Raw genomic sequence first — 23255 nt, 5'->3', positions numbered from 1 at the left:
AAAAGAATTTACTTTGTTCTATGTTCTGCCACGTAAGCAGCCATGGTATTTATAGATTCAAAAATGGCTCTTCCTTCTTTCGGGTCTGTAAGCCTAATTCCGTAATTTTTATCAAGCATCACAATAAGTTCTAGCGCATCAATAGAGTCTAAACCTAAACCACCACCAAAAAGTAAATCTTCATTAGCAATGTCTTCAACAGTCATATCTTCAAGGTTTATTTGCTCGATAATATTCTTTTTTAATTCTTGTTTTAAAGCTTCCATATTATGAATTGTATAATGTTAAAATGTCTTCTTCACTGTGTTTTATAGTGCCTTCTTTGGCAACTAAATATATAAAGGCTTCGTAATTGTCTTCGTCATCAAATTCTACCCAACCACAAAGAACTTGAGTTGCTTTGTTGCTTGAAATTAGACTTTTTGTATAGCTACACAAATGCGATGCATTAAAGCCGTTAAAGATAAAAAAACTATTTTCAGAATACAGTTTATATTTTATACTTATCTCGCCAATGCAAATATTGGGTAGGGTATATACAAAAATGGCTGGACTGGGATAGTAATTTTCTTTGTTTTGAATGGAATCTTGATGCTTTCTATCGGTATCTAAACTGGATGCTTTGTTAGAAAACACCATAGCAATATCATTCGTTTCCTCTGGGTTTAGGTTTTCATTTTTTAATAGAATATCAGCAGTTAAAAAAGCCAATTTACTCAAATTATCCATTTTAAAAAACTTTGGATAATTTGTGTTTTGCTGTTTATATGCTGCTTTTATAAATTCTGAAAAAGAATCGGTTTCATTTTTAAACACAATTGAACCATTTAAGGACACTTGACTGTTCTTTATACTACAAGAAGATTTTATGTAATATGGTTGATTCATTATTAATTGATTTTTTGAAATAAAACAGCTGCATTACACCCTCCAAAACCAGAGGCGGTTTTTAAAAAAGTTTGTAATGGCTTTTCAGTTGTTTTGGTTATAACATTAATGGGTTGTGTTACACCCAATGTTTCAAAACCTAAGGATTTATAAAGCGTATTGTTTTTTAAGGAATGCATCCCAACGATGGTTTCTACTAAGCCCGATGCCCCTAAACTATGCCCGAAATAACCTTTTAAACTGTTAAGTGGCACATGGCTTAAATTCATGCGATTAAACGCGATGGCTTCCATTTCATCATTAAAAGGTGTTGCCGTGCCATGTGCAGAGATATAATCGACCTCTTTAGAAGTCATGTTCGCTTGAGTAAACGCCGAATTCATACTTCTAAACAAGCCTTCTCCTGTTCTTGAAGGACCCGAAATATGATTGGCATCATTACAAGAACCTTCTCCTAAAATGCAAACAGCTTCATCCGCTAAATTTTTGTTGCTATTTGTTACCAAAGCGCTTGCTATAACTTCGCCAATATTAATACCCGTTCGGTTTTCATCATAAGGTTTACAAGGAAAACTACTTAAAGCTTGAAAGGAATTAAAACCAGATAAAATAAACTCGGTTATAATATCGCCGCTGGTAATAAACACATGGTCATAAATACCTTGATTGATATAACGTTTTGCGATAGCTACCGATAAAACACCCGAAATGCAGGCGTTGGATACCATAATGGCATCATTTTTAAACTTAAAAAAGTTTTTAATTTGATTGCCTAATTCACTTAAATACGCTCTGTTTTCTGGAAAAGGATTATGAACATCTAACGTATCAATATTTCCTTTAGTTGTTGAAATAATCAAGCCAACGCGCTCATTTAATTCAATATTTGAAGCTTTAATTACTTTTTGTAATGATGTTATCATCATTTGCTCTAAACGTGTATAATCACTTTTAGGCTTTAAAGCTTTAAAATTGTTTTGTAATATTTCAGTAGAAATTAATGATGCGCAAAAAGCTTCAGGCAATATAGAATGGTCTTCAATAACTTGCAAACCCGAAATTTCGTTGTGAATATTATTTACAACAGATTCGCTATCAAATCCTAACGATGAGATGATGTTGTTATGTGATACATAAATTTTACTCATCCAATAAGCCCACGTTTTTTTTCCATTGTATAAAAAACTCAGGAATATTAAGCGACAAATCTCCATTGCCTATATTGTCTACAAACACTTGAACGGTTTCCCCTGTACAGACCAATTGGTCGTTTTGATTGTAAATTTCGTAATGAAAAATCATTTTAGCAGCAGGACTATCCATATAAATGGTTTTTACTGTAGCCACATCGCCATAACGCAATGGGTGTTTGTGGTCTGTACTCGATTTTACAATGGGTGTTGCGTAACCATGTTCTTTTTGGTCTAAATAAGATATTCCGTGCTTTCTACCAAAAGACTCCCTGCCGTCTTCAAAGTATTGGATGTAGTTTCCGTGCCAAACAATGCCCAAAGGATCTGTTTCTACAAAACGCACCCGTACTTGGGTAATGTGTTCAATCTGTTTTTGTTTAGACGGCATTTTTCTTTTCATTATAAACAATTGCAATTAATGTGGTAACAATAAAAAATAAAAATAGTAAACCAATTTCTGGAAGTATTTCTATAAGTCCTGTGTTTCGTAAAAATACATCGTAAAAAGCATTTAACCCCCAATTCATTGGTGAAATATTTGATAAAGTTTGCATAAACTTTGGCATAATAAAAACCGGCACCCAAACACCACCCATAGCGGCTAATATTACTACAAAAGTAGCACCAAAAGGGGCCGATTGTTCTTGTGTTTTAGCAATAGTTCCTAACAATAAGCCCAAACCAATAGCTGCTAAACCAGCAAAAACAGCCACTATAAACAGTAAAGGTAAGCGCCCAGAAACATCTAAAGTTGGCAACCCAATAGCAGGAAAAAAATACACTCCAACAAGAAGCATTAAAACAAATTGAATGATGCAAACGCACAAATAAACCAAGGTTTTCCCACCCAAAACGGTTGCGTAGGATACGGGGTTGGTACGCAAACGCACAAACGTGCCCTGGCTTTTTTCCTTCACGACATTAATGGATAACGGTACAATAATAAAAAAGATGGCAAACAAGGTCCAAGCTGGAACGTTATGTTGTACAGAATTGGGAATCATGTCCTTATCTTTATTTTTAGGCATAATTTCCTTGAAGCTGATGAAATTTCCAGTTTCAAAAACAGTTTCTGATGGATCGTCTGAAATTTGTTCTTGAAACGCTTTATAAATGGATTGGGTTTCTATGCTTGAAATTATTTTATCAATGCCGTTTTTTACTGAAGTTTTAAAAGATTGTTGCGTTGCAGGATCAAAATACAATTTTACTTCTTTTTTGGGAATGATGGTTTTTTCTGTGGATTGATTGGTAGCATCTAAATCAAATTTAGACATGATACCTTCTACATTTTCATTCACTTTACGTTCTAAATCGACAGACAGTTTTTCAGGAATGATAATGGCTAATTGATACTTTCCTGTAAATACAAGGTTTTTAGCCTCCACTTCACTGCCTTTAATAATCACTTCAAAAGCATCAGAATCCGCTAAGCTTTTTTGAATATTTTCTGACACATTTCCTTTATCGTTATCTACTAATAAAATTGGTATTTTAACATCACTAACGGTTTTAAACGTACTATCTTGAATGAGCGTTATGGTAACAATAAGAACCAAAGGCATTATAAATAAAATGGCAATACCACCAATATCCCTGCTTAGCAATAAAAACTCTTTGTATGTAGAGGCCCAAAGTTTATGCATAATCCCTTAAGCCTTTACCCGTTAAACTTAAAAACACTTCTTCTAAATTATGAGCGCCTTGGTGTTTACTAATAAGTTCTTTAGGTTCTCCTTTAACGATAAGTTTACCGTGATCTATAATGGCCACTTTAGTGCAAAACAATTCGGCTTCATTTAAGTGGTGTGACGTGTAAATAATGGTGGTTCCTTCTTTATTTAAATCCTGGAGAAATTCAATAATTACGTTTTTTGATTGAACATCTACGCCAACGGTTGGTTCATCTAAAAACAGTACTTTGGGTTCGTGTAAAATGCTGGCTATTAAATTAACCCGTCGCTTCATACCGCCAGAAAAGGTTTCAATGTTTTTATTAGCAAAAGCAAGTAAGCCCAAATGATCCAAAGCAGCATTTATTTTTATATCGAGATTTTTTCCTTTTAAACCATACATGCTTCCAAAATATTTCAAATTTTCGAAAGCAGTTAACGTTGGATACAAGGCGTATTCTTGCGGTACAATACCAATAAGTTGTTTTAACTCATTTTTATGGCTTTTATAATTTAAACCGTTGATGGTAAAAGAGCCCGATGTTGGTTTAATAAGTGAGCATAGGATAGAAAGAAGCGTTGTTTTTCCAGCACCATTGGGCCCTAAGAGTCCGAAAATTTCATGCTCAGCAATGAACAAGTCTAAATTAGACACAGAATAATTTTCTGCAGTCTTATATTTTTTAGAAATCTGCTCAATTTGAATCATATTTAAATAGCTTTCTTTAATGCTTTAAAAAACACTTCTTCTTTATCTGCAATGGTTTCCAATTGAATGGCAACGTTGTTATATGCATCCTCTTTGGCACTTCTGTTTTTATAAATTCGCGACAAATCAAGAGCAAAATCACGCCATAAATCGCCTATTTGGGTCATTTCAGTGGAGAGCTCTGCTAATTTAGGGTTCTTCAAAATTTTACTGGATTCTTGCAAAAATGCCGCAAAAATATATCTAAAACCGCCTCCGCCTGTTCCTATTTCTTCTTGCATTCTTACTATTTGCCCTAAATAATGATTTGCAACTTTAGTGCCTTTCTTTTTTGGCCATTTCCGAATAAGTTTTGCTACCATCCTTATACCTTTTACACCCACTATGGGCACAGGAGCAAGCATATCTCTACAAGTTTGTTTGATGCCTTTAATAATGGCACTTTCAATATTAAGTTCTTTTGGAAAATTTGTTGGATAGTAAATATGCCCTTTAGGAGCAAAAGCACCCTTAGCAAAACGTACTTTTTCAAGCTGCTTTTCTGATAAGGACGTTACCGATTCCATAACAGGATCACTAATAAGATAGGTGTTATTTTCCTTGCCATAAACAATTAAGTTATGGGCGTTGAAATGAAAGCGATATTCATCTGGGAAATATTCCAGATTATACACCCCTACTTGTAGGCCTACTGGATTATTGTTGGCTAAATTTTGGTCCAATCGTACTTTTGCATCCTTAGGATTGCTAAATTTTTCATGTTTTATTTTGATGCCCACTCGTTTGGCAAAACGTTTAAAAATAGACCCTGGCATGGACCTATAAGTAATGGCTGGTGCATGATTGACCTTTAAAAATGGAATGTAGCAAAACAGTAATCCGGAGCCAATACCAAAAACCATAGGTTCACTAATATTAAAGCCATTATGTTTCATTAAATTAGAAACCACACCATTTTCGCAATGTGCCGATTGATGATGCGTAAATTTAATTTCCATCTGCTATGTTTTTTAGTTTGTCTATGCTTATATCAAAAACATCAGCATATTTTTGAAGTGTTTTTTGAGGTAATTTATTGAAAACCTTGGGTTTAAAATGCCGTTTTACCCGCCATTTCCAAAAACCCACATAGCTTGAAAGAATGGGCAAATCCATTTTATGTAGTTCCATGTAATATTCAATAGGGCTTGTGGTATTATTTAAAACACGCTGTTTTGCGTTCTCTGTACGTTCATGAATCTCTTCTATAGCTTTGTTTAAGGCAATGGTTTTGGGGTCCCATCCCGTACTATGTGCTGTGGTATATTCGCCATTTTCATCAACAGCATAGCAAAGTTCTTTGAAATTAACAGATTCCAAATTACTTTTATCTTGAGGTACTTCGTTCTTCTTCATATTAAAAAACTACGCATTAAGTTCCTGAATAAACAGATTCATTTCACAAGATAATAATTCTTTATCAGAAGCAGAAATAACACATTCTATGGTACAAATACTGTAATGGTCTGTATCAAAACGCGATATTAAATTAGCTTTGGATATTAGGGTTTGCCCAACCAATGGAGAGCCGTGAATGGTCACTTTTTTAATGGCACTTATAAATCCAATAAGTTTTGTGCCGTGGCCCTCTACATCATCATCGTCAAAATAACTTTTACCAACTATGGCAGAACAGGTTTGGGCTGCATTTTCTACCAATCCAACTTCATTAAAAACACCATCGTTTATAAAAATACAATCTGGTTGAATTTTAAAAGCCGTTATCACATGATTTTCATCAACAGACAACATCTTATCTATCATTAGAAAAGGCGCTCTATGTGGTAAAAATTTTGATACGTCAAGAGATTCAATATTATTCATTAGCTTACAATAACCGTTTTCATTTGAGCTGAAGCTATTTCTTCACTATTAGCATTATATACTTTCACTTCAACCATTGTAACACCCATAAACTCCTGCAAAATGGATGCTTTTGTAGTGATGGTTTCATTTAGTTTTGGAAGCTGCCATATGTCAACTTTTTTTATAGCACCTATATAGCCTGTTGGTGCATTCTCACCTCTTAAAAAATAGGTGTAACCTGTATGTAATGCAACGGTTTGTGCCATGTTTTCAATAACTCCTGACTCTAAAAAAAGACTGTCTTTTATAAAAAGGTTTGTGTCTGAAATTTTAAAACTGGATGTTATTTTATTTTCAGAAAATTCCAGTAAAGTATCGACCATTACAAAAGGTGGCTTTTGTGGAATTAAATGCGAAACGTTTGCTATGGGTAGTTTTTTATCTGTCATTTAACATACGGTTAAAAGCGCATAAGCATATGAAAAACGAGCACTTTCTGGAACAGACAATAATATAGTCTCACCTTTTTTAAGTTTTCCAGAATTTACCAATTCTTCAAGCATAATGTAAATGGATCCTGCTCCAACATTGCCCACTTTACTCAAGTTCATAAACCAGTTTTCCCAAGGAATTTCAACACCTTGAGCCACCATTTCTTTATATAAATTATCTTTAAAATAATACGAGGAAATATGTGGTAAATAATAATCTATATTTTCAGGTTTTACATTATGTTTTTCAATGGCCTTTTTTAAACTATCTACACCTTTAACTAAAATATTTTCACCAAGCAGCTTAACATCTTGTTTAATAGCAAAAATTGATTTCTTACTCCATTCATGCGACGGATATTCACTCCATGGTTTTAAAAAGCCATCTTCCATTTTATCACCTCCAGCGTACATACAGGCTTCCATTTCGTGAGCATACGAGTAGCCTTCCATCCATTCAATTTTAAGCGCATTGTTTCCTTTTGGTATATTTTCTAGCAAAAAAGCTCCGGCACCATCAGAAAGCATCCATCGTAAAAAATCTTTGTTAAAAGCCAAAATAGGGTTGTCTTCAAGCGTTTCTAAGTACTTTAATTCATCTTCAAAAATCTGAGACTTAATCCATGTTGAAGCACGCTCGGAACCTGTACAAACAGCATTTTCGGTTTGTCCAGATTTTACAGATAAATATCCATATTTAAGAGCATTCATACCAGAGCAACAGGCACCGGACGGTGAGTTTATTTCGATATTCCCATTTTTTAAAAACCCATGAACCATGGCTGCATGTGAGGGTAACATTTGATCCGGACTGGATGTGCCACAGGATAACAATTGAATATCTTCAATTTTAAAATCATCATCACACAAGCCCATGATGGCTTCTTTAGCAAGTTGTGCGTTATTATGTGTTATATTTCCATTGTCATCTATGGCGTAATACCTTGTTTTTATCTGGTTATTACGCAAAACAATACGCCTTCCCTTTGAAGTTTTACCGTTAATAATACCTAATTTTTCTTCCATTTCATCATTGCTAATAGGACGATTAGGTAAATATTTTGAAATTTTATTGATGTAAACTTCTTTCATTTTAATTTCTTACTCTATTAATTTTACAGACGAATAATACAATTTGTCCTTATTTATTTTATTAATTGAAAACAGATATGTTATCAAAAAAAATATAAAAACTATGGGAGCCATAACCCAAATGGCGAATAATAAATAATAATTGAAAAATTTAATCCAAATAAGGCGATTCGGACTATCTTGATCTCCTTTTGATTGAATTAATTTTGCCCATTTTGCAAAAATAATACTTGCACGTTTGTCTGTAGTAATTAAAAATGGTTTAATTTTTACTGCATCTTCTTTTAAAAGCGCATCTTGTAAATGTGATAAATTATTTTCTTTTAAGTGATTTGAAATAATTGTTCCAAAATTTACCGACTCATTAATGTCCTTTTGAGACACACCAGGTTTTGGAAATACACCAAGAAACCGCTCTTTTTTACCAGTAAACATCCAGTGAACAATGGTAATTACGCTTATATGGTTTATATGCCTGTCTACCAAAACAATATTTCCTACCAAATTTGCTTCAAGAGGTTTTAACTTTTTCTTCATTTTCTCTTGTGCCATAATCCACATATTTCTGCAACCTATTACAGTTACCACAGGTGTATTGGCCAGAATTTTTTTCGCTTCAGGCGTCTTTAAAAATGAATTGATAGGTATTGAAGGTGATAAATACCATACTTGGTAACCTAAAATTATTAGATCGTATTTTTTATTTAGAATTGCTTGGGGAACGCTATGTATTTTGTCAGGGATTTCAAGAAATGTTTCAGGAAAAACAGCAAAAAACTCCGATTTTTTCCAGGGAAAAGGAAATGGCTTTTCCATTTCAATTTTATAATAATCTACCTGATGGTGTTCTGTATCTAAAGGAGAAACAATATTGTTTACAATTTCTGTAAGCTGTCCTGTTTGCGAATAATGTATAACTAAAATATGCTTCATATATTTAGATTAATGGTACTCTATTGGTCAGGAGGATGCTTATAATCATTGCTCTCAAATATAAAACTTTTAGTTATTATTGGATATCTTGTTTAATTTTTATTTTCTTTTACTTCCCAAAAATCAAAATAGTTAAACCATTGTAAAGGGTATTTCCCTAGCATCCATGTTAAACTTTCAGTATATTCTTTTAAAAGCGCTTGGGCGTCTCTATGTTTTGCTTCAGCTTTTCTGGTAAAAAGATGGTAATGTTTGTTAGTTTCTTTCATAACATACACAAATAGTACAGGTACTTTTAACCTTGAAGCTAATAAAAATGGGCCCGCAGGAAATTTTGCCGTTTCATTTAATAAATCTTCTATTAAATATTTTGAGCCTTTAATATATCTATCTCCTGTGATGCAAACAAGCTCATTTCTTGCCAAAGCTGCATTTATTTCAAAAATATGGGAGAAGTCTTCTTGAATAAAAATTAAATTAACGCTTGGCTTTTTAGTAACGCTTTCTAAATACTCTTTTATTGCTGAATGTTCAGAATCTGTAGTTAAAATACTTATGGAAGCGTTTTCTTCCAGTTCACCAAAAAAATGTTCGGCAATCTCAAAGTTACCAACATGTGCACTAATGAGAATGCCTCCTTTTTTTTGTTTTAGTGTTTTATTTATAAGTTCTATACCATCAAAATGATAGGTGAATTTGTCTCGCAAACCAGATGAAATGGCGACTTTGTCTATAATAGTTTGCCCAAATACATAGTAACTTTTGTAGACGTTAATAACACTTTTAACTTTACTGTTTTTTCTTCTTTTACGGAAGTAATAATAACTTGCCTTGGTGCTTTCTCTTGCAAAAAAACAAAAATAAAAAGCCACAAAATACAGTATGAAATAAGCAGAGCTTACTCCAAAGTTTTTCATACAAAACACAAAAATTTTGTACCCTAAAACGGTTCCTCTGGACTTTCCTTGCCAATCGGCAGTCATAATTATTTTTAAGTAATATTTAGGCTAGTTTGTTCTCAATAAGATTGTAGAAGTCTTGGAGCGACACTACATTTATAAAATCTTCGCCAACTAATTTAACACCAAAATTAGATTCAATAGAAACCACAAGATCCACAAAGTCCAAACTATCTAATTCAAGTGTATCCTTCAGATTAGCCTCGGGAGTAATGTCTTCACCATCAACCTCAAACTCATCTATAAGAAAGGCATTTATTTTTTCAATAATAACCTCTTTAGTCATCATATACTATAATTTTTTTATTATTAATGCTGAATTTGTCCCTCCAAATCCAAAAGAGTTCGACAAAAATACATCAAATTTTTTATCTAGCGTTTTTCTTACTAGGTTTAATTTCTTTGCATCGTCGTCCGGCTCGTCTAAATTAATATTAGGAGCTATAAAACCATACTGTAGCATTAACATAGAATAAATAACCTCACTAGCACCGGCCATCCAACATTCATGTCCTGTCATTGATTTTGTAGAACTTACATAGGGTCCATTTTCCCCAAAAACCTGAAATATGGCTTTGGCTTCATTGGCATCTCCAACAGGTGTAGAGGTTGCATGGGCATTCACATAATCTATATCGGATGGTTTTAGGTTAGCTTGTGCAATGGCCTTAAACATCGCTTTAGATGGGCCGTCTACATTGGGGGTAGATATATGTTCTCCATTAGAAGAAAACCCATAACCTAATATTTCTGCTAAAATGGGTGCGCCCCGTTTTATTGCAGAATCATAACTTTCTACTATTAATGTTGCTGCACCTCCACTTGGTACCAATCCATCTCTATGCTTATCAAATGGTCTGGATGCTTTTTCTGGGTTTTCTAAATTCATACCAAATACGCCAAGGCCATCAAAACTACCCATAACATATTTGTTTATTTCCTGGGCACCACCACAAATAATACAATCTTGCAGACCGCTTTTAATTAGCTGATAGGCCATACCTATAGCATGTGAACCACTTGCACACGCTGCACTTATGGTAAAATTTATTCCTTTAAGTTTGAATAAAGTAGATAGATTCATGGTGACCGTTGAATTCATGGCCTGAAAAATGGCGCCAGAACCAACTAAAGTGGTGTCTTTCTTATCCCTAATTTTATCAACAGAATCTACAACCGCTTTTGCTGTACTATCGTTACCATAAAGGATTCCTACTTCATTTTCATTTAAAAATTCTTGGGAGATTTTTGCGTTATTTAAAGCCTCCATAGTTGCTACATAAGCATACGCACCTTCATCGCCAAGACTAATGCGTTCTCTTCGTGAAAGTTGTTTTGTTAAATCGGGAGTTTCAACCATCCCCGTTAATGGGGAACGATAACCAAAATCTTTTCGATCTTCATCAAAAACAATCCCAGATTTACCGTTGTACAATGAAGTTTTTACCTCATCTAGGTTTTTCCCAATACAGGAATAAATTCCCATTCCAGTGATGACCACTCTCTCCATTTTTACTACAAGATTATATTATGAGTAAATTCCTCCGTTAATATTGATAACTTCACCAGTAATATAAGAAGCTTTATTGGAAACCAAAAAAGAAACCAAATCTGCTACTTCCTGTGCTTCTCCAAAACGGTTGGCCGGTACCAATTTTTTTAGCTCTTTCTCGTCCAAATCCATGGTCATCTCAGATTTTATAAAACCGGGAGCCACAGCGTTCACCGTGATATTACGTTTTGCGACTTCTTGAGCTAAAGCCTTGGTTACTGCTACAAGCGCTCCTTTAGCCGCAGAATAATTAGTTTGTCCTGCTGTTCCTTTAACACCTGAAACCGAAGCTATATTAATAATACGGCCATAACGGTTGCGCAACATTTTTTGGATGAGGTGATTGGTTACATTAAAGAAACCATTTAATGAGGTGTCGATAACGTTTTGCCAATCTTCTTTAGGCATCCACATAAACAGTCCATCTTTTGTTATTCCTGCATTATTAATAACAACTTCTATCAACGCGTCAGGGTTGTTATCTTGCCAAGTATCCAGTTGCGATTTTACTTGCTCTGCATCACTAACATTAAACGCTATAATTTCACCTGTATTTCCTGCAGCTTCCACTTCTTTTAATGTGTCTTTAGCAGCATTTTCATTACTGTTATAATTTATTAAAATGTGATAATCTGTATCTTTTGCAAGTTGAATGCAAATGGCTTTCCCTATACCTCTAGAACCACCTGTTATTAAAGCGCACTTCATTTGTTGTTTGTATTGATTTTATGAGGGTATTAAAGAACCCTATTGTTTTAGCTTTGTATTAATTAAATAACTCTAAGTTTTCGTACCATTTGTTTTTTAGTACTTCACCTTTTGTATTTATATACCCCCAAACCTTATTTTCCTTAACCCTTGATAAGCCATCTATAAAACCTTTTGGGTTGTTTTTTTGGAATATTGAAAAACCTCCAGCAGTAATATCATATACATCTTTAATGGCTAATTTTCCTGTTTTATCTATAAAGCCCCAATCCTTATTCAATTTAACGGGAGCCAAACCATCTTCACTAAAAATTTCGGCATCTTTATATTGCATTGAAATAACTACTTTTCCTGTGGTATCTATATAACCCCATTGTTTGTTTCTGTATACGGGTGCTAATCCATTCACAAAAGCCCGTGCTTTATCAAAGCTTGGTTCTACAACCCATTCGCCTTTTTTGTTGATGAAACCAATCAGACCGTTTTTCTTTGCATAGGTTAAATCTCCATTTACTGAAAAATCCCATATTTCTTCGGCGCCTTCTACTTTTTTAAATTCACCATTAATAATTAGTCCATGACTATCTCCTAATTGTGCAACTACATTTCCGTTGTAAACATTACTAACGCCATCGTACTCTGCTTTTACAAAATAGTTGCCATTTTTATCAATTAGCCCCCATTTTTCGCCTTCTTTTACTTTAGAATATCCATTTGTATAATCGAAAACTTTAGCAAATTTTGGCTCGACAACTACTTTTCCCGAAGTATTTATAAAGCCTACATTATCGCCACGTCTAATGATTGCCATACCTTCCTCAAAATCATAAATTTTATCGGTTGCAACATCGGTTAGAACTTTTTCGCCTTTCGTATTAATATAAAACCATTCTTTATCGTTCAAAACAACGGCTATACCCGAATTAAAGGCTTTTGTTTTATCAAATGTTGGTTGTATAACCCATTCGCCTTTTCTGTTAATAAAACCCCATTTTTTGTTACTATTCATGGCTTCAGCCAAATCTCCAGAGAAATTTTTTGCAATTGCAAATTGTGGCTTAATTTGCCAATCTCCAGTTTTGGTTATATAACCAAACAGTCCGTTTTCATTAGCTAAAGCTAGCTCTTGTGCATTGATAGTTACTCCAACAAAAAACAATGCCACGAATAGAATTTTTACTTTCATAAATAAAAATTTTAAGTTTATTGATCTATTTTGTTATTAATAATATAGTCTTTTACCTGATTTACATACGGGTACATAACAACGTCTTCAGTAAATATAGGAACAATATTTCTTATAACATCATACATTTTTTTAGTTTTTGAAGACACTTTATCTTGAACTTTCAAATATTCAATGGCCTGAATAATGGTTATAGTTTCAATAGCCAAAACTTCAAAGGCATTTTCAACAACTTTTTTGGTCATTAATGCGGCATTTGTTCCCATACTTACAATGTCTTGATTGTCATTGTTATTGGGAATACTGTGCACATACATGGGGTTGGATAATGTTTGGTTTTCAGCAGTTGTTGATGTGGCCGTAAATTGCACACCTTGCATCCCAAAGTTTAAACCAAGTTTTCCAAGATTAACAAATGGTGGCAGTATATTGTTTAAATTCTTATTTAATAAATAATTGAGCTGTCGTTCTGCCAGCATGGTCAATTTAGTAACTACAATTTTAAGCTTATCCATCTCTAACGACACATAATCACCATGGAAATTTCCACCGTGGTACACATGCTCTTTAGCCACGTATACAATAGGGTTATCGTTAGCAGAGTTTACTTCTTCAATTAAAATTTTATCAACATTATTAAGTGTATCCAAAATAGGTCCTAAAATTTGTGGAACACATCGTAGGGAATAATATTCTTGTACTTTATCTTCAAAAACAGCTACATCATCATTATTGTTGTCGTATAAATGGTGCTCTCTTTTTCTGGTTAATTTACTGTCTTTAAGGTGTTCGCGCATTTGTTTAGCAATTTCTCGCTGGCCAATATGCTTTTTAGTTTGGTTCAATTCATAAGATAAATGATCATCATAAGCCTCCACAATTTCATTTATGGCTGCCGAACATGCAATCATCCAATTTAATAGGCGCCTCGTATAAATGGTGTTTACTATACCAACACCCGTCATTACAGAAGTGCCGTTCATTAAGGCCAAACCTTCTCTAATTTCTACTGAAATAGGTTTCAGGTTTTCTATTTCAAACACCTTTTTAGTTGCTAAAAGTTCCCCTTTATAAAACACTTCACCTTCGCCAATCAATACAAGTGCTAAATGAGCCAATTGAACCAAATCGCCACTAGCACCTACACCTCCATGCTCGTAAATTAATGGTGTAATGCCTCGGTTAATTAATTCAGTCATTAATTCAATAACCGATTTATGCACACCAGAATGCCCAAGCGATAAGGTATTTAATCGGGCTAACATGGCAGCTTTAACATACATGGGTGAAATGGGGTTACCAGTTCCAGATGCATGGCTTCGAATGAGGTTGTATTGCAATTGAATACGTTCAGAATCCTTGATTTTATACTGAGCCATAGGGCCAAAGCCCGTATTTACACCATAAATAATCTTGTTTCCTGAAAATTTCTTTAAAAAGTTAAAACTTTCTTCTACGGCTTTAATGGTAGAATCTTCTATTTGAATAGACTTGTTTTCAATAATAATTTTATAAAAATCTTCTATTCCAAGTTTTCCGTTAAATATGAGCATCTAAATGTTTTAATCAAAAAAAATTATACTAAATTTAAATAACTAAAACAATTGTAGTTATTTTTGAAGGCAAATTTAGTATAATAAATGATTATACACTATTATTAATATGAAAGAGGTTAAGGTTGATGTTTTAATTATTGGTGCTGGCCCTTCTGGATGTATAGCGGCCTCTTATCTTTTCAACCAAGGAAAAAAGATTAAAGTTGTTGAAAAAAGTAAGTTCCCAAGGTTTGTAATAGGCGAAAGTTTACTGCCTAGGTGTATGGACCATTTTGAAGAAGTTGGCTTACTAAATGTTTTAAACGATTATGGCTTTGAGAAAAAGCGTGGTGCTCGGTTTATGAGAGACGGCGTTGTTTGTAACTTCGACTTTAGTATAAAACATTCTGAAGGCTGGGATTGGACTTGGCAAGTGCCCCGTGCAGATTTTGATAATGTTATAGCGAAAGAACTTGTAAATAGAGGTGTTGATATAGCTTTTGAACACGAAGTAATTGATGTGGATTTTAATGATGACGGTGCTTCTAAAACGACCATTAAAGATGAACACGGTGAATTATATTCTGTAGAAGCTAAGCATATTATAGATTCTAGCGGCTATGGCCGTGTGCTACCTAGATTATTAAATTTAGATAAACCATCTTCAATACCAGAACATTCCTCCATATTTACCCATGTTAAAGATATTAATCGTCCTGAAGGTGTAGAGGGAACCCTTATTACATTTGATGTTTTGGGTTTAGATACATGGTTTTGGGTCATTCCCTTCTCTAATGGAGATACCAGTATTGGTTTTGTTGGAAAAACAGAATTTATCGATTCTTTTGAAGGCGATACCACAAAACAGTTGCAGGACATGCTAAAGCTTAGCAACTATTATAGCAAACGTTTTGAAGGTTTGGATTTTAAGTTTAAACCCGCTAGCATAAAAAACTATTCCAAATCGGTTACTCAACTTTATGGCAAAGGGTATGCTTTAACAGGAAATAGTGCCGAGTTTTTAGACCCTGTTTTTTCATCGGGAGTTACATTTGCAACCGAATCTGCTTTAAAAGCCGCAAAACTTATCACCAAAGAATTGAATAATGAATCTGTAGATTGGGAGGTTGAATACACCCAATATATTATGAAGGGTGTGAACGTTTTTTCTACGTATGTTAAAGAATGGTATACTGGTAATTTACAAACCTTATTTTTTCATAGACCTGAAAACCCCGATGTAAAAAAACAAATATGTGCCGTATTAGCGGGTTATGTTTGGGATGAAACGAATCCTTTTGTAAAAAAACATGATAGGCTTATTAAAAATTTGGCCCATTTACTCAATATGAATAAAAACGAAAAAGCTGTCTAAAAAGTGTGATTTTGTGTCATATTGAGCCTGTCGAAATATTTTAACTTATCGATAATCAATATCGGTTTCGACAAGCTCAACCTGACAAAGTAAATACAATACACTTTTTAGACAGCTTTTTCTTTAAATGCTTATTGTTTTTATTTTGCTTTCTTTTCTAAATGGGCAGCAAACGTTTTAGCTAGTTTTGCGTAAGCTTCAGAAATTCTATATCCAGAATTGTAATCGTTTCCAAAAGCACCATAACCTTCTGCTTTTGTATATTTTATTTCAAATATTATCTCACTCGGATTGTCGTTTTTATAAAAAGATAATATCGCATCAATTTTAGAGTTTTGTCTCATAACACCCACGTTGTAACCTGGATACATAAATGTAGTATGTATTTTAATGGTATATTCAGCATCAGCTAAATCTTTACCTACCTGTACCTCATTATTTTCCCATCGTTTGTTAAACGATTCAATAAACTTAGGTTCGTATCTATCTTCTCTATCAGCAAACCACGATTTTTTAAAGCGCTCACCATCTCCTGGCTCTTTTTCATTCCTTTTGTCCATTTTGTCCTTTAAAAAGGCTTCTTCGTTTTCAAACTTAGGAATTTCTAAATTTGAGTAATCAAACACCAAATTGAACTCTTTAATTCCTTTTAAATTTTTCCAATCACCCTTAAGAATATCTGCTTTTTGAGCAAACATGAATGTGGTACAGAATAATACCAAAATAATAGATACTTGTTTTTTCATAATAGACTTATTTGTTAGCCGATGAATTTATAAATTTATTTTTAGCTAAACGTCTTTTTATGTCATAAAATATTTACGCCAGATGGAATAAACTTATCTTACTGGATAAGAGACTCGTATACTGCATTATACATTACAAACAATCCATTTAATTGTAACGGACTGAAAAACAAAGTGAACTTAAAAAATAGTTTCAATATCTATCTTTAAAAATGGTTACATTTACATAGTTCAACTTAAAACAATAGAACTTAAATACGCCCGTAAATGCCAACGGATACCCTTTCCAAAGACCTAAATAACAAGACATTTGATACTATTATTATAGGTTCTGGCGTTGGCGGATTAGCAGCGGCCATATGCTTATCAAGAGCCGGACAAAAAGTATTGGTTTTAGAACAGCACGATGTTCCTGGTGGTTGGTGCCATAGTTTTTATCTTAATGGGCACCGTTTTACACCTGGAGTACACTATGTTGGATTGGTTGGAAACGGCTTATCTACAAGTGAACTTTATGAAGGTTTAGGCATAGCTAATGATATGGTATTTTATCGTCAAAAACCAGATTCCTTTGAGCATTGTCAGATAGGAGATGAACGTTTTGATTATCCTACAGATTTTAAATTATTTGAAGATCGATTGATTCAGCGCTTTCCTGATGAGCGGAAAAATATTGTGAAATATTTAAAACTCATTATAAATATAGGTAAACAGATAGGTTTATTACCAAAAGTGAAAGGTTTTTGGCAACTTATTACCATTCCGTTTCGCACAAAACACATGGGGAAATATTTTCCATTCAGCCTAAAACGCGTTTTGGGCTGGTACTTTAAAGACCCACTACTAAAGCGTATTTTAAGTATTCAGTTTGGCAATCATGGATTACCTCCTGAAAAAGCTAGTTTTATAATGCATGCAGCAATTATGTACCATTACCATGTTGGTGGTTTTTACCCCATGGGAGGTGGTGGTGCTATTGTAAAATCGATGACAAACGCCATAAAAGCAAAAAATGGCATCATAAAAACCAGTACCGCTATAAAACACATTCTTATAGAAACTAATGGTAAAGGAAAAAAAGCGACAGGAGTAAAATTGGTAAATGGTGAACACATATATGCCAAATATATTATTTCCAATGCAGATCCAGCAACTACCTACCTAAAGTTGATAGGAGAAAATCATTTAAGTAATAAATTAAAGAAAAAACTTAATAAAACGGAATATTCATGCACCTCTTTAATGCTTTTTTTAACGGTAGCTATGGACGTTACAAAAGCAGGCATAGATTCTGGAAACATATGGCGTTTGCCAAATGAAAATATGGATGATTTGTTTACTGATATGCAGAAAAACAATATTTTAGAAGGCGAAGAGTTTTCTGGAATGTTTATTAGTTGCACCACATTAAAAGATCCTATTAGTTTTGATGGCAAACATCATACTTTAGAAGCCATTACTTATATTAATTATGATGCTTTTAATGATTTTCATGGTGAAAACACAGATCGTTCTGAAGCATATTTAAAATTTAAAGAACAGATAATTGCTAAATTTTTTGTGACTTTAGAGAAAGTAATTCCTGGTATTTCAAATCATGTGGTACAACAAGAATTAGGCACACCACTAACCAATAAATACTATATTCATTCAACACGTGGCAATGTTTATGGCACTGAAAAAAGCCTAAAACATATTGGCCCATTTGCCTACAAAGCGAAAACAGAAATAGAAAGCTTATATATGTGTGGTGCCAGTATTGTATCTCATGGCATTTCGGGCGCAAGTTACTCAGGTGTGCAAACAGCCGCCCGTATTTTAGGTTGTCGACAAGATGATTTGATTAAACCATCACCCGACCAACATTTAAGGGTTTTTGAAGCAGAAAACAATAGCAACTACCCTGATTGGATGCTTAAAAAAATAAAGATGAAGCGTAGTAAACTGGAATCTAGGGATTTATTATGATTCAATGAGCAATCACTTTGGTGTTTTTTATTAATGTGTCCCTTTAAAAATAATAAAGAGTTTTCCATTAATACTAAATATGTGTTTCCCATTCTTTTAAAAGACACCTTAACCCCGTTGCCATTGCTAAACACAAAACCCTTCAACGCTATAACAAGGAATTAAAAGAAATGGCCTAAATATGTAGAATAGCCAAACCCATAAACAGTTTTGTAGCCAGACATAGTTTTACTAACTGTTTAAAAACGAGAAGGACTCGCTACCAACATTATTAGTGCATCTCTGGGCCAACAAAATATTAGTATTACACAATCTTATCTAAAGGAATTTGATAATTGAGTTTTATTCAAAACGATTGAAATAGTAGGTTCTAAATAGTTCTGCATTTAATTTGCTCTAAATTATCTAAACTTTATGCTTTTTCCATATATTCCTGCCATGTAACCAATACATATTTATCCTTCCCAAATTCAGTTTTTTTTAGGAAACCATATTCATAAACAAACAGATAAACATCTCCCTTGGTGTTTTTCCAATAGTGTGTAAAAAAGTTATAATTAAACCCCAATTCGTTTAAAACTTCAGCTCTAACAGTAACCTTACCGCCTTTATTAAATTCCTTAAGTATTTTTCTGTTCAGTTTTAGTTGGTTGTCTACCTTGTTATAAAACCGTTCTGGATTTTGCTTTTCTTTTTGATATTGATATCCGCTTTTACATTGCGGGTCACAAAATTTCTTATCGGTTCTTCCATTCAATTCTTTACCACAATGTAAACAATCCTTATAAATTCTCATGATATTTAATTTAAACGCATTTTATACGAATCATATTCGAATAAGGTACGACTAATTTGTTTACCTATTTTAACTTGCATAAAAAAAAACGATGTACAAAGGCAGGAGCATTACATTAAAACATCTTTTGATCAAAGAAAAAAGGTATATAGGTTTACAGTTCAACACTGATAAGGTTATCCATGCCCTTGTTAAGCAATTACCAGATGTAAAATGGAGTATTAGTTTTAATATGGCTTACGTTTTGAACAGTAAAGAAAACCTTGCTAAGATTTTCGAAATATTTAATGGTGTTGTTTGGGTTAATTGCAATCATTTTTTTGATAAAAATATTACAAAAGAAAATAATGAGGATATAGATATTACGTGGTTTAGAAAAAGAGAACTTCCAGACAATTACAGAGTTTGCCCTACTAGCTACCTAGATAAACTAGAATTAAAGAAATATGCAAATAATACAGTAAAATCATATGTATCTGCTTTTGAGGCATTTATTAATTATTACCATGCTAAGGAATTAATAGCCATTAATGAAAGTGATGTAAGAAGTTACATTTTAAAACTCGTACAAGAAGACAAATCGAACTCATATATTAATTCCGCCATTAACAGCATTAAATTTTATTACGAATCTGTTCTGGGAATGCCCAATAGGTTTTACCAAATAGAAAGACCTAGAAAAGAAAAGAAATTACCAAAAATACTTTCAAAAGAAGACGTGCTAAACATTATATCCAATACAAATAACTTAAAGCACAAATGTATTGTTAGTCTTCTATATTCATCTGGCATGCGAAGAAATGAACTCGTGAATTTAAAAATTACGGATATTGATAGCAAACGCATGTTGATACGTGTGGAAGCGGCGAAAGGCAATAAGGATCGATACACCTTATTATCGCATGCATTATTAAAAGATTTACGCGACTATTATAAACAATACAAACCGGAACGGTATATCATTGAGGGTGCGTATGGCAAGCAATATTCAGGTCAAAGTATTGGGAAGATAGTACTAAACGCTGCTGAAAAGGCCGGAATAAAGATACCTGTAACTCCACATATGCTCAGACATAGTTTTGCGACACATTTATTAGAGGCAGGTGTAGATTTGAGGCAAATTCAAGTTTTGTTGGGGCATAGTTCTAGCAAGACCACAGAAATTTATACGCATGTTGCGACCACTACTTTTAAAAAAATAATAAATCCGCTAGACGATTAAAAAATATAAAAGATATATAGAACATATGTTCAATATATCTTAAATTGGCAGTATAATAAACATAATGTTTATTATACCATTGTTGTGTGCAATACGAAAAAATGAGTGAGAATTTAACAGCAACATTACAATTAAATCCACCTGATTTACTTATAACTCTGAATAGTAAATTGGCTGAATGCACGAATTCTGTGTTTTTCGGAATGAACGCACTTGAAACTACAACGGAATTACCTGAATCTCTAAGTTCGCAAGAAGATTCCATTTTTATGCAAACACCAATCGGAAATTTGACTTTGGAACAAAGCAAAGAGAATTTTAAGTATTGGATTTTGAAAAAAGGATTTGAAGATTTAATCTCAGCCTTAACTGAGTTGTTAATTAGCTTTTCACATATAATCGATTTGAATGAAAAAATCCAAAAAAATAATAAATTGACTTTAGAGAAATTCAAAGAATTAATCTTTGAACCAAATGATAGCAATTCGACCAAAAACTTCCCTTCTTTAATTAAAAAAGTTGAAAGCTCATTAAAATATCCTCTAAAATTCAAGTCGGAAGTCGAGACAATAAACAGAGTAAGAAGATGCTTGGCACACAGAAATGGAATTGTCAGACCAACAGATTTTAATACAGAAAATGGGCTTAAACTAAAATGGTGGTTTTGGGAAATGAAATTGACAAATGAAGGACAAACAAAAATATTGGAACGATTTGACATTATAACGTCCGAAACAAAAATGGAAATGAATGAAATACCAAAAACTAAACTTTTTACGGAAAACCAAAGAATAGAATTCAATTATCAAGAATTCAACGAACTCGCACTTTTCTGTCAAAGGTTTGGAATTGACCTATTGGATAAATTTAAATTGAACTAAAAAGTACTGCACACAACAATGGCTATAATTAATACGGGTTTTGGTTTTTAATCCAAAGTTTAGTGTATTTTTATAAAGTTCGCCAAACCTTTTTGATTTGGCTTTGAAAATGATAAAATTAAAACAAAATAAAAAGTTTTGGCTAAGTACTTAATCGGAAGTTAATCATCTATTAATTCCCGAACTAATCATAGCCGAATCCGTTGTGTTTAATCAAAAACCACCAACACATGAGTAAAGATGAAGCATTAGAATTATTAAAAAAATTAAAGCCTTTAGAAAAAAGGGTTGAGTCTAGGAATGGTGGAATTATCGACAAATTCTTTATTGTTCCTATTGAGTATTTGATTGATAAGGATTATAAAATATATTGGTTTGACTTTTGGAATAAGGAAATGGCTTATTCTGTAAACGCAATAAGTAGTGACGACTATACTATTGTGGGAATAATGAGAAAAGCAGGTAATTTTATTTTTGTAGAGAAAAACATTGAGTACATCAAGTCATTGAGTCAATATCAATAGTTACGGATATAATATATAATTCTTTGTCATGTTCGTCTTTTGCTATAAAAAAATTTTCTGTAAACGGATATTTTTTTTGATATTCCTTAAATAAAGAATTTATATGATTCATTTCATCGATAGACTTTAGTGTGTCTGGATATTTTGAAATCCAACCATCCGACTGGCTTTTGAAAACTGTATCTGACATAACTTAAAATTTTGACTGACCTTAGCATTATGCAACTGTTACGTGCGACTGACTTTAAAAACTTTATCTAAAAAAACATCAACGTAAATTCTAATAAAAATATTAAACCATATAATAAACATGAGCGACATTAATCCTTCTGAAATAATGATTGGCGCAATAGTAGGTGTTATTGTAGCTGAAATTTGGAGTTTTATGAAAAGAAAATACGCGGAAACTCGCCCAATAAAGAAACTAAAAAATATTAAAGCAATTAAGGTTTTATGGTTTAGTTTAGCATACATATTACCATTAGGCACTATTGCGTATTTGATTTTTTTCAAAACCACAGAACCAACCTTTAAGAACATTGCTTTATTCATAATAATAGTAGCAACATTAGTTTTTAATATTCTAATCGGTCACATAAGAACGCTTTACAAATTGAATTCAGATTTAATAAAGACTAACACAAAAAAGTTAACCGAAATAGACCAGACCTTTTCTAAAGTGTATGAACATATTGAAAAGACAAGGATTGAAAAATAAAAAACTAAAACACAACACCATGTCCTATGAAAAGCACTAGCCTAGTTCTTCAAAGTTAATATTTATATTTTAATTATCTCATAATGATGATTCTGTGGTGTTGGAATGTTGATAATTCCGATAGGATTATCAATATTCCAATGGCCTTTTAAATAACTTGCTCCGCATCCTATATGTGATCCATTCTAAAACATGATGGTCACCAGCATCTGTATGATTATAAGTTATAATAAACCTGTCCACTTGCTATAAATGTGTGAT

The 23255-nt window shown here is 33.1% G+C and carries 27 protein-coding genes; 6 read left to right on the top strand and 21 right to left on the bottom strand.

What is annotated here, in order from left to right; all coding sequences use genetic code 11:
• Positions 1 to 8: 8 nt before the first annotated feature.
• The 18 genes from J8H85_RS15585 to J8H85_RS15500 all read right to left on the bottom strand — a co-directional run bounded on the left by J8H85_RS15585 (position 9) and on the right by J8H85_RS15500 (position 14782).
• Positions 9 to 266, bottom strand: a complete 258-nt coding sequence (locus J8H85_RS15585) for a phosphopantetheine-binding protein (RefSeq protein ID WP_209656151.1) — start codon at positions 264 to 266, stop codon at positions 9 to 11.
• 1 nt (position 267) lies between these two features.
• On the bottom strand, positions 268 to 888 hold the full coding sequence (locus J8H85_RS15580; RefSeq protein ID WP_209656150.1) for a 3-oxoacyl-ACP synthase: 621 nt from the start codon (positions 886 to 888) through the stop codon (positions 268 to 270).
• 2 nt (positions 889 to 890) lie between these two features.
• Positions 891 to 2036: a beta-ketoacyl-[acyl-carrier-protein] synthase family protein gene (locus J8H85_RS15575; protein WP_209656149.1), complete on the bottom strand. Its 1146-nt coding sequence runs from the start codon at positions 2034 to 2036 to the stop codon at positions 891 to 893.
• Positions 2029 to 2481, bottom strand: a complete 453-nt coding sequence (locus J8H85_RS15570) for an acyl-CoA thioesterase (protein WP_209656148.1) — start codon at positions 2479 to 2481, stop codon at positions 2029 to 2031. Before J8H85_RS15570 ends, J8H85_RS15575 begins: the two co-directional genes overlap by 8 nt.
• Positions 2459 to 3727, bottom strand: coding sequence for an ABC transporter permease (locus tag J8H85_RS15565; RefSeq protein WP_209656146.1), 1269 nt, complete (start codon positions 3725 to 3727; stop codon positions 2459 to 2461). The genes J8H85_RS15570 and J8H85_RS15565 overlap by 23 nt, the downstream gene beginning before the upstream one ends.
• Positions 3720 to 4463 carry an ABC transporter ATP-binding protein gene (locus J8H85_RS15560; RefSeq protein WP_209656144.1) on the bottom strand — a complete coding sequence of 248 codons (744 nt, stop codon included), beginning with the start codon at positions 4461 to 4463 and terminating at the stop codon, positions 3720 to 3722. The genes J8H85_RS15565 and J8H85_RS15560 overlap by 8 nt, the downstream gene beginning before the upstream one ends.
• Before the next feature lie 2 nt (positions 4464 to 4465).
• Positions 4466 to 5461: a BtrH N-terminal domain-containing protein gene (locus J8H85_RS15555; protein ID WP_209656142.1), complete on the bottom strand. Its 996-nt coding sequence runs from the start codon at positions 5459 to 5461 to the stop codon at positions 4466 to 4468.
• Complete coding sequence (locus tag J8H85_RS15550) at positions 5451 to 5858, bottom strand: hypothetical protein (protein WP_209656141.1); 408 nt, start codon at positions 5856 to 5858, stop codon at positions 5451 to 5453. Before J8H85_RS15550 ends, J8H85_RS15555 begins: the two co-directional genes overlap by 11 nt.
• A gap of 9 nt (positions 5859 to 5867) precedes the next feature.
• Positions 5868 to 6326 carry an ABC transporter permease gene (locus J8H85_RS15545; protein ID WP_209656139.1) on the bottom strand — a complete coding sequence of 153 codons (459 nt, stop codon included), beginning with the start codon at positions 6324 to 6326 and terminating at the stop codon, positions 5868 to 5870.
• Positions 6326 to 6757 carry a hypothetical protein gene (locus tag J8H85_RS15540; protein ID WP_209656136.1) on the bottom strand — a complete coding sequence of 144 codons (432 nt, stop codon included), beginning with the start codon at positions 6755 to 6757 and terminating at the stop codon, positions 6326 to 6328. Before J8H85_RS15540 ends, J8H85_RS15545 begins: the two co-directional genes overlap by 1 nt.
• Positions 6758 to 7891: a beta-ketoacyl-ACP synthase III gene (locus J8H85_RS15535; protein WP_209656135.1), complete on the bottom strand. Its 1134-nt coding sequence runs from the start codon at positions 7889 to 7891 to the stop codon at positions 6758 to 6760. It abuts the gene before it with no gap.
• A 9-nt stretch (positions 7892 to 7900) separates the two neighbouring features.
• Positions 7901 to 8824 (bottom strand): dialkylrecorsinol condensing enzyme DarA, encoded by a 924-nt coding sequence (locus J8H85_RS15530; protein ID WP_209656134.1) that lies wholly within the window; start codon positions 8822 to 8824, stop codon positions 7901 to 7903.
• A gap of 92 nt (positions 8825 to 8916) precedes the next feature.
• Entirely contained in the window at positions 8917 to 9807 is an 891-nt protein-coding gene (locus J8H85_RS15525) for an LpxL/LpxP family acyltransferase (protein ID WP_209656133.1), read from the bottom strand.
• 19 nt (positions 9808 to 9826) lie between these two features.
• Positions 9827 to 10069 (bottom strand): acyl carrier protein, encoded by a 243-nt coding sequence (locus J8H85_RS15520; RefSeq protein WP_209656235.1) that lies wholly within the window; start codon positions 10067 to 10069, stop codon positions 9827 to 9829.
• Positions 10070 to 10075: 6 nt separating this feature from the next.
• The gene (locus J8H85_RS15515) at positions 10076 to 11293 is read right to left on the bottom strand and encodes a beta-ketoacyl-[acyl-carrier-protein] synthase family protein (protein ID WP_209656132.1); all 1218 of its coding nucleotides are present in this window, start codon (positions 11291 to 11293) and stop codon (positions 10076 to 10078) included.
• Positions 11294 to 11311: 18 nt separating this feature from the next.
• Complete coding sequence (fabG, locus tag J8H85_RS15510) at positions 11312 to 12043, bottom strand: 3-oxoacyl-ACP reductase FabG (RefSeq protein ID WP_209656131.1); 732 nt, start codon at positions 12041 to 12043, stop codon at positions 11312 to 11314.
• A 58-nt stretch (positions 12044 to 12101) separates the two neighbouring features.
• Entirely contained in the window at positions 12102 to 13229 is a 1128-nt protein-coding gene (locus J8H85_RS15505) for a WG repeat-containing protein (RefSeq protein WP_209656130.1), read from the bottom strand.
• Positions 13230 to 13246: 17 nt separating this feature from the next.
• Entirely contained in the window at positions 13247 to 14782 is a 1536-nt protein-coding gene (locus J8H85_RS15500; protein ID WP_209656128.1) for an HAL/PAL/TAL family ammonia-lyase, read from the bottom strand.
• 109 nt (positions 14783 to 14891) lie between these two features.
• On the opposite strand from J8H85_RS15500, the gene J8H85_RS15495 reads away from it, so the two are divergent.
• Positions 14892 to 16139: an NAD(P)/FAD-dependent oxidoreductase gene (locus J8H85_RS15495; RefSeq protein WP_209656126.1), complete on the top strand. Its 1248-nt coding sequence runs from the start codon at positions 14892 to 14894 to the stop codon at positions 16137 to 16139.
• 140 nt (positions 16140 to 16279) lie between these two features.
• Here J8H85_RS15495 and J8H85_RS15490 read toward each other — a convergent pair whose 3' ends face one another.
• Positions 16280 to 16885, bottom strand: a complete 606-nt coding sequence (locus J8H85_RS15490; RefSeq protein WP_209656124.1) for a hypothetical protein — start codon at positions 16883 to 16885, stop codon at positions 16280 to 16282.
• 267 nt (positions 16886 to 17152) lie between these two features.
• Here J8H85_RS15490 and J8H85_RS15485 point away from each other — a divergent pair, with 267 nt between their 5' ends.
• Positions 17153 to 18853: a phytoene desaturase family protein gene (locus J8H85_RS15485; RefSeq protein WP_209656122.1), complete on the top strand. Its 1701-nt coding sequence runs from the start codon at positions 17153 to 17155 to the stop codon at positions 18851 to 18853.
• Positions 18854 to 19265: 412 nt separating this feature from the next.
• Here the strand turns inward: J8H85_RS15485 and J8H85_RS15480 are convergent, their stop codons facing one another.
• Positions 19266 to 19649 carry a hypothetical protein gene (locus tag J8H85_RS15480; protein ID WP_209656120.1) on the bottom strand — a complete coding sequence of 128 codons (384 nt, stop codon included), beginning with the start codon at positions 19647 to 19649 and terminating at the stop codon, positions 19266 to 19268.
• Positions 19650 to 19740: 91 nt separating this feature from the next.
• Here J8H85_RS15480 and xerA point away from each other — a divergent pair, with 91 nt between their 5' ends.
• From xerA to J8H85_RS15465, 3 genes are all read left to right on the top strand, one after another.
• A complete protein-coding gene (xerA, locus tag J8H85_RS15475) occupies positions 19741 to 20871 on the top strand; it encodes a site-specific tyrosine recombinase/integron integrase (RefSeq protein ID WP_209656118.1) in 1131 nt (376 codons plus the stop codon).
• A 101-nt stretch (positions 20872 to 20972) separates the two neighbouring features.
• Positions 20973 to 21752 carry a hypothetical protein gene (locus tag J8H85_RS15470; protein WP_209656116.1) on the top strand — a complete coding sequence of 260 codons (780 nt, stop codon included), beginning with the start codon at positions 20973 to 20975 and terminating at the stop codon, positions 21750 to 21752.
• 230 nt (positions 21753 to 21982) lie between these two features.
• Entirely contained in the window at positions 21983 to 22276 is a 294-nt protein-coding gene (locus tag J8H85_RS15465) for a hypothetical protein (RefSeq protein WP_209656114.1), read from the top strand.
• On the opposite strand, the gene J8H85_RS15460 is transcribed toward J8H85_RS15465, so the two are convergent.
• Complete coding sequence (locus J8H85_RS15460; protein WP_209656113.1) at positions 22251 to 22466, bottom strand: hypothetical protein; 216 nt, start codon at positions 22464 to 22466, stop codon at positions 22251 to 22253. The two genes, J8H85_RS15465 and J8H85_RS15460, sit on opposite strands and share 26 nt — an antisense overlap.
• A gap of 120 nt (positions 22467 to 22586) precedes the next feature.
• Between J8H85_RS15460 and J8H85_RS15455 the strand changes: the two genes are divergently transcribed.
• The gene (locus tag J8H85_RS15455) at positions 22587 to 22994 is read left to right on the top strand and encodes a hypothetical protein (protein ID WP_209656111.1); all 408 of its coding nucleotides are present in this window, start codon (positions 22587 to 22589) and stop codon (positions 22992 to 22994) included.
• Positions 22995 to 23255: the final 261 nt, after the last annotated feature.

The sequence above is a fragment of the Mariniflexile gromovii genome, from assembly GCF_017814435.1.
Lineage (GTDB): Bacteria > Bacteroidota > Bacteroidia > Flavobacteriales > Flavobacteriaceae > Mariniflexile > Mariniflexile gromovii.
This window is presented reverse-complemented; position numbering and strand designations above follow the sequence as displayed.